1 protein-coding gene is annotated in these 781 nt (G+C 72.3%); it reads left to right on the forward strand.

What is annotated here, in order from left to right; all coding sequences use genetic code 11:
- Nucleotides 1–40: 40 nt before the first annotated feature.
- Nucleotides 41–781 (forward strand): AAA family ATPase (locus ACYVE7_RS35015; protein WP_460370969.1); only part of this gene is annotated, 741 nt, incomplete at its 3' end.

Genomic DNA, 781 nt, shown 5'->3' on the forward strand with positions numbered 1-781 from the left:
TGTCGCGCGGGCTCGGGGGGAGTTGGCGCGGGGGGGTGGGGTGGTGTTGAGCGGAGGGGAGGGGATCGGGAAGTCGACGTTGTTGGGGGTGTTGGCCGCGGAGTGCGGGAGTGGGGGGAGCCGGGTGTTGCGGTGTGGGCTGTCGGAGGCTGAGCGGGGGTTGCCGTTGCTCGGGTTGATCGATCTGTTCGGGGATGTGGAAGAGGAGGTGTTCGGGGGGCTGTCTCGGCGGGAACGGGGTGTTCTGGAGACGGTGTTGCTTCGGGATGACAGCCGCGAAGGGGAAGGGGACGTGCTGGCGTTGCGGATGGCCGTTCTGGCGCTTTTTCGGGAGTTGGCCGCGCGGTCGCCTGTGCTGGTCGTCGTCGATGACGTGCAGTGGCTTGATGAGCGGACCGCTGATCTGCTGCGGTTCGCGGCGCGCCGGACCAGGGGGTTCCGGCACATGGTGCGTGCGCTCGCCGCCGAAAGGACCGAGCCGGGCCGTGAACCGCGGACGGGCGGGGCGGTGCTGCGGTTGCGGGTGCCCGGTATGGACGTCGAGGAGACCGGGGTCCTGCTGGCGGGGACGCTCGGTGTCGGCTGGGCGGCGCCGCTGGTGCGGCGCGTCCACTCGGCGTCCGGTGGGAACCCGTATTTCGCGTTGGAGCTGGGGAGGGCGATCGCCGAGCGGGGGGAGCAGCGCGCCGACGAGCCGCTGCCGCTGCCCGCGTCGCTGCGCGGGCGGACGGCGCGCCGCCTGGACGGGTGTTCGCCCGCGGTCCGCCGGATGCTGCTGACG

This window comes from Actinocorallia lasiicapitis, from assembly GCF_054778695.1.